A 10,594-nucleotide genomic window follows, 5' to 3' on the forward strand; every position below is an offset into this window, starting at 1 on the left:
TAAATTACTTGTTAAATGAGATAATGGACATCGAACCTGAGAAATTTGTAGTCCGTTATCTCGTTTTTATTTAAATAGGATCACTTGATTTCCTTCCACCCGATACTTCATATCCCCGGTACGAGTCAAAGCATCGAAAAATACATTTATATCATCATAACGTTTCAAATTGCCCGTAAATGGCAAATCAACCAAACTCTTATCTTGGAAATCCACGGATATGTTATACCATCTTTCCAAAGTTTTCATAATCTCTCCCAAACTCTTCTCCTTGAACACGTAAATTCCATCTTTCCATCCCACGAACTCTTCAACATCCACCTTCTGTTTCATCATTTTCCCATCTTTAGAAGTTACTACCTGTTCTCCCGGTAAAATAACAACAGGCTTCCCCCCCTCTCTCTCAACGCTCACTTTGCCCCTTACCAAAGTTGTATAACTTTCCGGTTCACTCGCATAAGCACTTATTCCAAAGGCTGTTCCCAACACCCGTACATCTCCAAAAGAAGTTTTCACGATAAAAGGTTTTTCGTTTTTTGCCACATCAAAAAATGCCTCACCCTCCAAAACCACTTCCCGACGATCACCGACAAAAGCTACCGGATATTTCAACTTTGTCTCCGCATTTACCCATACCTTCGTCCCGTCATCTAGTTTAATCATACATTCACCACCCCGGGGAACCTCAAGTTTATTATAAACAACCTCTGTCGTTTTTTCTTCACTTTTGTGATAAACAATCTCCCCATTCCTATATTCAATATTCATCCCCTTCTCCTGCAATATTTGTGCGGTTATTTCCTCAACGTGAACCTCCGTTCCATCCGCTAACGTCAATGTAGCTTTTTTCTCCCCAGCCGGAATAATCTTCGAGGCAACCGGAAGTGGAGCGACATTTTCTTTCTTCCCAAAAGTCATCCATAATGTAACACCCAATGCTAACACCCACACGGCGGCAACCACAGCAACCCAACGTACGATTCTGATTCGTCCGGAATGTCCCCTTCTTTCCTTAAACTCACGATAAGCTTTTTTGGAAGAATACTTCGTGCGCCCGTAAAGGGAATTTGACGAATGTCGCTTTGGCAAGCGACTGGGCAAGTGTTTAAAATGCCCATTAACAACCGCTAACCGGAGGGGAAAACCCCACAAGGGAACATAGCACGCTGGTAAAGCCATAAGTCAGCCAACTGTCAGGCTGCGACCGAATGGCAAGTTAAAATGATAGATATGAGGATAAAGCCTGTATTGGTTGAACGATAGTCTGAGCAGTCGTATCCTTGGACAATGACGGAAGACAGTTGAATAATTCTTCGGAATTATGCCGTCATGTTGCGGTACTACACTGATGAGAGGTAGCAGGAGTAGCATAAACTTACCGCAAGGCAACTACCATAAGTAGTAAAGGACGAAAGTCGTATCCGACAATCTATCAAGCCAAATAGTCGTCAAATTTCTAAACGGGGATTGCCTAAACCGGAAAGCCAGTTGTAGGGCTATGGGGTCTGCCCCTGAATATCCGGCATGGCAACGGAGCTTCCATAGTAGTCTGAGCAGGGTAACGCCCTGTACATGGCGAAAGGGAGCAGCTAATTAAGTTTAACAATTTAAAGGAAGATGTGAGAGACATGAGAAATCCAGAAAATGTGTTGAACAGTCTGAGTAAACACAGCGGTAACTTGAACTATAAGTTTGAGCGGCTGTATAGAGTGCTGTTTAACGAAGAAATGTTTTATGTAGCCTATCAGAATATTTACAGCAAGACAGGCAACATGACGGCAGGAGCTGATGGTAAAACCATTGACGGAATGAGCATTGACCGAGTTGAACAATTGATTGATAGTCTAAAAAATGAGACTTATCAGCCTAACCCGTCCAAAAGGACGTATATACCTAAGAAAAACGGGAAAAAACGTCCGCTTGGCATACCCTCTTTTGATGATAAGCTGGTACAGGAAGTAGTTAGAATGATACTTGAAGCAATCTATGAAGGTAGTTTTGAACATACTTCACATGGGTTTCGTCCCAAACGAAGTTGTCATACTGCTCTTATAGATATACAAAAGACATTCACTGCCGTGAAATGGTTTATTGAAGGCGATATTAAAGGATTCTTCGACAATATCAATCATGACGTATTGATTAATATTCTTCGGGAACGTATCGCTGACGAAAGATTTTTGCGGCTTATCAGAAAGTTCCTGAATGCCGGATATGTGGAAGACTGGGTATTTCATAGAACGTACAGTGGAACTCCGCAAGGCGGGATTATCAGCCCAATACTGGCTAATATCTACCTTGACAAGTTCGACAAGTACATCAAGGAATACATCAATCGGTTTAATAAAGGGAAAACGAGAAAAGGCGATGCTCGATACAAGCTATACGAACAGCGGAGATACCGACTGGCAAAGAAACTAAAGAATGAGAAAGATGTAAAGGTAAGGGAACAGATGACCGCTGAAATTAAGCGGCTACGAGAAGAACGGAACAACTATCCGGCACGTAATGAAATGGACAGCAGTATCAAACGGTTAAAATATGTGAGATACGCAGATGATTTTCTGATTGGAATTACCGGTAGTCTGGAAGACTGTAAAACAGTAAAAGAGGATATTAAGAACTATTTGAACGAAACTCTTAAACTGGAACTGTCAGACGAAAAGACGCTGATAACCAATGCGCAAAAACCAGCGAAATTTCTCGGATATGACGTATTTATCCGCAGGAGTAATGATTTACGCAAGGATAAGTTCGGTAGAACGGTTAGGGCATTCGGACACAAGCCTGTCTTGTATCTGAATTTTGAAACGATGCGGAAGAAACTCTTTGATTATAAGGTCGCAAGAATAGCGGTTGTCAATGGTAAAGAGGTTTGGAAATCTATCGTCAGAACGTACATGCTGAACTTGGATGACTTGGAAATAGTCAGTCAGTTCAATGCCGAAATCCGAGGGTTCTATAATTACTACTCAATAGCCAATAATAGCTATGTCATCAATTCTTTCTATCACATTATGTCATACAGCATGTATAAGGTATTTGCGAACAAATACAAATCATCTGTAAAGAAAATACTTCTGAAATATAAAAAGAATAAGGTTTTCCAAGTGGCATATGAAAATAGTAAGGGTAAGACACTTTATCAATCATTCTATCATGATGGTTTCAAACGCAAAAAGGTTGCAGGTAATATTTACTGTGACACTATTCCACGGACAGTTTCTATAACAGGTGGACGTAACAGCCTTATGGAAAGGCTGAAACTCCAAGTCTGCGAATTATGCGGTGCTACCGATAAACTCGAAATGCATCACGTTCGCAAACTTAAAGACTTGAAAGGTAAATCCGACTGGGAAAAGAGAATGATAGCCCGAAGACGAAAAACTTTGGCTGTCTGCTCAAAGTGTCATGCAAAGATAGACCCTGACCGAAGAATCAGACTGAATTAATTAGTGGAGAGCCGGATACAGGGAGACTTGTAAGTCCGGTTCGGAGGCGAGTACTCGGAAACCTATCATAGAAATATGACAAGGCGCTGGGTGCTTAGCCTACTCGTATTCCATAAATTGCTTTTTCAAATAACCACGATCACTCAACTCCTTGTATACATCTTGTAAGGATTGGTCATCCAGCAATTGATCCAATTCCTTTTGCTCCTTATCACTTAAATCTTTTATCAACGACTTTTTGATCAAAGACGCATCATCATATATGTTTTTCTTTTTCATCATCTGTTATCTTCCACATTGTATACTCATAATACACAACTCCCGATTTCAGATGACACGAAAAGACTCTTTTTTTCAATTAAATTAAAAATAAACACACGGAATCTTGCAGTTTTGAACGTAAAGATTTGAATCCTCGACTTTTATGAGTCTTGACTGTATTTACACTTATCCCCAATTTTTCTGCAATTTCATCCCATGAATACCCTTCAATACTCATTAGAATAACCTTCTTCTGTTCCGAAGGTAACGCTTCAATATACACGTACAACTGCCGGGTTACTTCCTCCCGAACCGTTTGAGCATACACATCATCAGCCGTAAAATCACTTTCTGCTCCTATTGAGTTCAATATCGTATCATGAATCTGGTTATTCCGCACAAACACCAACGCATTATTATAGCAAGCCCGATACAGGTAACGAGTCAAATCTTGCATGGAAGCAAATCTTTTGTCAGACCTCCAGATGGCAATAAAAACCTCCTGCACCAAATCCTCAGTACTCTCGGAGCCTTTCAATATCCGATTCACGTATGCACACAATGCCGCATAATAATGATCGTAAAGACTTGCCCAAGCCTTTTCGTTCTTGCGATTTACCCCGGATAAAATCAACTCCTCATCTATCATTTCATCTAAATTTTCATCACCCAAAAAGCAAATATACGAAATAAGATTAAAAATCAAACATAAATAATAACCTCACGGCTTTACTTCCCCCCATATTAAACTAGCCCTACGCCCTAGTCTCCCATCACTCAAGCATATCTCACCCTATAACAAATATACTTCACCCCTTACCCCGAATCCAAACAAAATCGTCTCAAATATCTATTTTATCGAGGATAAATGCAACATGAATACAGGATGAATGCTCCGTGGTCTAAATGAACTATCAATTAAATGTAAAAGGAATCATACTAAAGACTAGACAAGCCTTAGCCCAAAAGCTAGGTAAGTCATGACAACATTACCCCCGTTTCACCGCAGGTAATTCGAATACCGCCCCATCATAACACAAATCCGTATTTGGAAAAATCTCCCGTGCTTGTTCCAGTAAAGGGGTCGGATCGGGATAACGGGACGAAAAATGTCCCAGCAGAAGGTGTTTTGCTTCGGCAAGCATTGCCATTCGCGCTGCTTGTCCTGCAGTACTGTGAAAAGTTTCTTTGGCCAATCCTTCAAACTCGTTCCCGTAAGTTGATTCGTGATAGAGTAAATCAACACCTTGTACGTATTCGGCAAAAGATTCTCGGAAAAGCGTGTCCGTCATGTAAGCATAAGAACGAGGAGCTGGCGGAGCCGTTGTTAAACGACTATTCGCAATCACTTCCCCCTCAGGCGTGATAAAATCCTCTCCCTTCTTCAAACGGTGCATAAAAGCCACCGGAACACGGAAAGCATCAGTCATCTCCCGCTTAATATTTCTCTCCTTCTCTTTCTCGGCAAATAGAAATCCCGTAACAGGAGCCTCGTAACGGTGTTTTAGTGGGAAAGCATGAACCGTCATCATACGGTCCTCGTATATTAAACCAGGTTCACGGTCTAGGTAATGAAATATCAATGGGTAATTCAGCCGAGAGTTCATCACTTTCAGCTGGAACTCGATGATCTCTTCCAAACGCTTGTCTGAATAGATATGTAATTCAGCCCGACGGTTCTGTAATGAAAAACTGGATAATAGACCAATTAGTCCGAAAAAATGATCCCCGTGTAAATGGGAAATAAAAATATGATTGATCTTATTGTATGGCACTTTAAAGCGTCTCAACTGTTGTTGAGTACCCTCGCCACAGTCAATAAGAAAGTACCGCTCAAGTACATTGAGTACCTGAGCGGCAGCATTTCTTTGAAGCGTGGGTACGGCAGAACCGCACCCTAATATAGTCAATTCGAATTTCACAAATTAATTGTTCTTTTCTTCCTCTTCTTTAGCTTCCATTTGGTCTTTCAAAGCAGCCAACTCGGTGATGTCACCTAACGTTGTTTTTTCCAATTTTTCTTTCACTTTCTTCACTGCTTTTTTAGTAGCGCTAGCCTCATCTTTCTTCTTGGCATTATCAACAGCCTTTTGCTCGTCTTCGAAAATACGAGAGTGAGAAAGAATGATTCTCTTGGCACCCTTGTTGAACTCGATCACCTTGAACGGTAATTTCTCGTCAACCTTAGCCTGAGTTCCGTCTTCTTTTACCAAATGGCGAGGAGTAGCAAATCCTTCTACACCGTAAGGTAATGCGATAACAGCACCCTTGTCGAAGATTTCAGTGATCGTTCCTTCGTGGATAGAATCAACAGTGAAGATCGTTTCGAATACATCCCACGGATTCTCTTCCAATTGTTTGTGACCTAAGCTCAATCTTCTGTTGTCCTTGTCGATTTCAAGAACTACAACATCGATCTCAGCACCAATTTGAGTGAATTCTGCCGGATGTTTTACTTTCTTCGTCCAAGACAAATCAGAGATGTGGATCAATCCGTCAACTCCTTCTTCGATCTCCACGAATACACCGAAGTTCGTGAAGTTACGCACGATAGCTTTGTGTTTCGTGCCAACAGCATATTTCTCTTCGATATTTTGCCACGGGTCGTTTTTCAATTGCTTGATACCCAAAGACATCTTTCTTTCATCACGATCCAAGGTAAGAACAACAGCCTCTACTTCGTCTCCCACTTTCATGAAGTCCTGAGCTGAACGCAAGTGTTGAGACCATGACATTTCAGATACGTGGATCAAGCCTTCTACACCCGGAGCGATCTCAACGAAAGCACCGTAATCAGCCATAACTACTACTTTACCTTTCACGCGGTCACCCACTTTCAAGTCTGCGCTCAAAGCATCCCACGGGTGCGGAGTCAATTGTTTCAAACCAAGAGCGATACGTTTTTTCTCGTCATCGAAGTCAAGAATAACAACGTTCAACTTCTGATCCAACTCAACGATTTCGTTCGGGTGATTTACGCGACCCCAAGAAAGGTCAGTGATGTGAATCAATCCGTCTACGCCACCCAAGTCAATGAATACTCCGTAAGAGGTGATATTTTTAACAGTACCTTCAAGTACCTGTCCTTTTTCCAATTTAGAGATGATATCTTTCTTCTGTTGTTCCAATTCAGCCTCGATAAGAGCTTTGTGAGATACAACAACGTTTTTGAATTCTTGGTTGATCTTAACCACTTTGAATTCCATGGTCTTGCCAACATAGATATCATAATCACGAATCGGCTTAACATCGATTTGAGAACCCGGTAAGAATGCCTCGATACCGAATACATCAACGATCATACCACCCTTCGTGCGACATTTAACGTAACCCTTGATAATTTCGTCGTTCTCCAACGCCGCATTAACACGATCCCAGCTACGTAAAGCTCTTGCTTTTTTGTGAGAAAGAGTCAACTGACCTTTCTTGTCTTCTTGAGTCTCAACGTAAACTTCTACTTTATCTCCCACTTTTAATTCCGGATCGTAACGGAATTCGTTCAATGAAATGATACCGTCTGACTTGTAACCGATGTTTACAACGACTTCTCTCTTGTTCATTGAGATAACAGTACCTTCAACAACTTCTTTCTCTACTACAGATGAAAGAGTCTCGGCGTATCTGTTAGCCAATTCTTCTTTTTCAGATGCGGGGATTACATCATCATTTGCATAAGCTTCCCAGTCAAAATTCTCGTCAGCCTCAGCGCTTGTTGTTGCCACGGGAGCAACTTTCTTGGTTTCTTCTTGTGCAAGTTCTACTTGCATTTCTTTTTGTTCTTCTGCCATAATAAATAATAAATGCTTATCTCCTAATAAATTAGACATTATGTTTTTATAACACGGGCGCAAAAGTACAAATAAATATCAACCCACCAAACAAAATGCACTGAAAAATAACGAGAAAAGGAATAAAAAAACGGGGAAAACTCCCCGTTCTAACCTACTATTATAGTTTCACGTTATACAACGAATTCGGACAATATATCAGTCCCTCTTTTCCCATCGGTTCACCTTTCCCTATGGCGTCATAAAAACCTTCTTTGGGAGTTCGGAAAATAGAAATATCTCCTGTTTTCATATAGCCGTCGAAATCATAAATATCAGATATATTCACAAGCTCTTGGGGATATAGAAACCAGTCAACTCCACAACGCTCCCCTTTCTCGTTACAATAGGTATACTCATCATAGATTCTAGTGAATATCAATCCATAAGGTCTTCCTTCTTGATTAAGACATATCGGGTTATTCGTAATAGCATATAATCTTGTCCCGCCATCTACTTCAATGAACCAATTCACGGCACATCTAAGATCATTACTCTGTTTCGCCAACTCTTTCTGGTATTTATATTTACCATTATTAATAATCACCTTTTCTTTGCCGGAAAAAGTATTGATAAATCCCTCTCTCCCCTCAAACAATTCTTTCCGACAATCTTCGGCCACGATTACCTCGTTCACACTCGAAATATTACCATCCATTTTCTCGAATCCCAGCTTAATTTTCTTGGAAGATCCTAAAGCAACTGGCTGAACGGATATCGTGTAATTATTTTCCCGAATACTCCAGTTCACGTGTATGATCAAATCATTATAGTCATAATCTCCTTCCCGACTATCCTCAAAAGCCACGACCTGCCAAGTATTTAACACACCTTGATAATAATTATTCTCATTCTCTACATTTTCAATCGTGATCGGACTATTTTCAGATGCCCGACCCAATTTAGACGCCCAGAAAGTAGGGATCGAAATTGTTGTTGAATAAGTACAAATTGCCAAGGTATCATCATATAACTTGACAATCGAGGCATACCCCTCCGGAACGATGACCTCCATATCCTCGTATGGTTTCAACAGATTCAGATCTGCCTCCGGAGCTTTATACACGTCTTTACCTCTACATGATAAAAACAGTGAAATACAACTCAAAATATACACCACCTTTTTCATACATAAAGAATTATTTATTTTTACAAAGGTATGACTATTCATCCACACAACAAAGAAAATAGCGTATTTTATACATTCCAAAATACAACTATATAGCAAATACAACAACTATTCATTCTCTATCTATTGTCTCACGTGAAAAACGTGTTAGTTTCATATGCTGAATAAAAAAAGAAAGGATCGACTTTCATCGATCCTCATTTTGTAGCGGGAGCCTGACTCGAACAGACGACCTTTGGGTTATGAGCCCAACGAGCTACCAACTGCTCCATCCCGCAATATAAGCAGAACTTCTTTCGTTTTGCGAGTGCAAAGATAGAGTATCTATTTTACATTTCCAAATATCAGATGATAAATTATGCTTTCACTACATTAAAATGAAACAAATAATTAATAATAATCCTTGTCTATTCTAAAATAAAATGACAATTTTGTGTCGTAATAAATATCAAATCAGATTTATAAACGACACTATTTATGAAAAAAAGTTTTACCTTTTTGAAAGTTAGCTGTGTGGCTATACTTTTGTCTATTATGGGAATTTCTGAGGGGCTTGCACAAGGACTTAGAACTTCTTATTTCATGGACAACGTTCCGGCCAGACTTAAAATGAACCCTGCCTTGCAACCCGCCAGAGGATATTTTAATATCCCGGCTATCGGTGCCATCGGATTATCTGCTTCTTCCAACAAATTGAGTATCGATGATTTTATCGACATTATCGAAAACGAGAATGACTTTTTGAATAGCGACAAATTCATCAGTCGTCTGGACAACAAGAACACGATGAATATCGACTTGACGGTGGACATTATTTCTTTCGGTTTTTACAGCGGGAAAGGATTCTGGACCGTAAATTTGGGTGCCCGGTCCATCATTAGTGCCTCCATCCCGAAGAAGATGTTCGAATTTGCCCGTTACGCTAATATTGATCCGGATTCATTCGAAGAACTTAACACACAATACGACATTCGGGATATGGAACTCCACGCAGATATTTTCACTGAAATAGGATTGGGATATTCACGTCCGGTAACAAAGGATTTGACTGTCGGGGGACGTGTGAAAGTTTTGGTTGGACTAGGTAATCTAGACGCTAAAATTGACCAAATCTACGCAAATGTAAATACCAGCGATATTTCAAGCTATCAATCGTGGAAAGTAAAAACCAAAGGACGTTTGGAAACTTCCATGAAAGGATTAGAATTTGGGTATAGTTCAGATGGTGGATATATTGATGATATTGATTTCGATTCGCCCGGTGTATCCGGTTATGGATTCGGCATCGACTTAGGGGCAAGTTATAATTTTCTTGGTTGTATTAATGTATCAGCTGCCATTCTCGACTTGGGATTCATTAGCTGGTCAAAATCATCCACCACGATTGCCACGACTGACAGTGAACACGATTACGGTGATTTCGTGAATATAGACCCAGAACATCTTGAAAATTACGAGGCTGGAGACGTGTTCGACTTCGACTTGATCCAATTCCAAACGGAAGAGAAAACCAAAAGCCGGAGTACCAGTCTTCGTTCAACCTTGAACCTCGGAGCAGAATATACCCTTTTGAATAACAAGCTCGGATTCGGTCTGTTGTCCTCTACTCAATTCACCCAGCCTAAAGCTTACTCCGAATTGACACTTTCAGCAAACTACCGTCCGAGAAACTGGTTCGGGGCAACATTAAGTTACTCTTTCTTACATAGTGACTTTGAAACGCTGGGAATAGGCTTGAAATTAGGCCCTGTTTTCATCGGTTCAGACTATTTGATGACCAAATCAGCAGGTGACGCCAACCGGGTAAATGCCTACTTAGGTGTTAGTGTTCCTCTTGGCAAAAAAAGATTAGACTATCGTAGATAATAAATCTCCGGATATAAAAATGGGAAGTTTCAAATGCAAACTTCCCATTTTTTATGTCC

Annotated in this window: 8 protein-coding genes and 1 tRNA gene; 2 read left to right on the top strand and 7 right to left on the bottom strand. The window is 40.4% G+C overall.

Annotated elements, in window-relative coordinates:
- Positions 1-66 precede the first annotated feature (66 nt).
- Entirely contained in the window at positions 67-1,179 is a 1,113-nt protein-coding gene (locus tag I2I33_RS09845; protein WP_195666798.1) for a FecR family protein, read from the bottom strand.
- A gap of 449 nt (positions 1,180-1,628) precedes the next feature.
- On the opposite strand from I2I33_RS09845, the gene I2I33_RS09850 reads away from it, so the two are divergent.
- Positions 1,629-3,452 carry a reverse transcriptase domain-containing protein gene (locus tag I2I33_RS09850; RefSeq protein ID WP_007840013.1) on the top strand — a complete coding sequence of 608 codons (1,824 nt, stop codon included), beginning with the start codon at positions 1,629-1,631 and terminating at the stop codon, positions 3,450-3,452.
- Positions 3,453-3,551: 99 nt separating this feature from the next.
- Here I2I33_RS09850 and I2I33_RS09855 read toward each other — a convergent pair whose 3' ends face one another.
- The 6 genes from I2I33_RS09855 to I2I33_RS09880 form a co-directional block, all read right to left on the bottom strand.
- Positions 3,552-3,731 (bottom strand): hypothetical protein, encoded by a 180-nt coding sequence (locus tag I2I33_RS09855; protein ID WP_229128257.1) that lies wholly within the window; start codon positions 3,729-3,731, stop codon positions 3,552-3,554.
- 79 nt (positions 3,732-3,810) lie between these two features.
- Positions 3,811-4,362, bottom strand: coding sequence for an RNA polymerase sigma factor (locus I2I33_RS09860; protein WP_087420149.1), 552 nt, complete (start codon positions 4,360-4,362; stop codon positions 3,811-3,813).
- Positions 4,363-4,702: 340 nt separating this feature from the next.
- Positions 4,703-5,635, bottom strand: coding sequence for a ribonuclease Z (locus I2I33_RS09865; protein ID WP_087420148.1), 933 nt, complete (start codon positions 5,633-5,635; stop codon positions 4,703-4,705).
- Between the two features lie 3 nt (positions 5,636-5,638).
- On the bottom strand, positions 5,639-7,480 hold the full coding sequence (rpsA, locus tag I2I33_RS09870) for a 30S ribosomal protein S1 (RefSeq protein WP_124318081.1): 1,842 nt from the start codon (positions 7,478-7,480) through the stop codon (positions 5,639-5,641).
- Positions 7,481-7,661: 181 nt separating this feature from the next.
- Positions 7,662-8,669 (bottom strand): LruC domain-containing protein, encoded by a 1,008-nt coding sequence (locus I2I33_RS09875; protein ID WP_087420147.1) that lies wholly within the window; start codon positions 8,667-8,669, stop codon positions 7,662-7,664.
- A 205-nt stretch (positions 8,670-8,874) separates the two neighbouring features.
- Positions 8,875-8,947, bottom strand: a tRNA-Met gene (locus tag I2I33_RS09880).
- Between the two features lie 199 nt (positions 8,948-9,146).
- Here I2I33_RS09880 and I2I33_RS09885 point away from each other — a divergent pair.
- Positions 9,147-10,535: a DUF5723 family protein gene (locus I2I33_RS09885; RefSeq protein ID WP_229128258.1), complete on the top strand. Its 1,389-nt coding sequence runs from the start codon at positions 9,147-9,149 to the stop codon at positions 10,533-10,535.
- Positions 10,536-10,594 lie beyond the last annotated feature (59 nt).

The sequence above is a fragment of the Butyricimonas sp. BSD2780061689_150309_C8 genome, from assembly GCF_015560935.1.
In the GTDB taxonomy this organism is placed as follows: domain Bacteria; phylum Bacteroidota; class Bacteroidia; order Bacteroidales; family Marinifilaceae; genus Butyricimonas; species Butyricimonas paravirosa.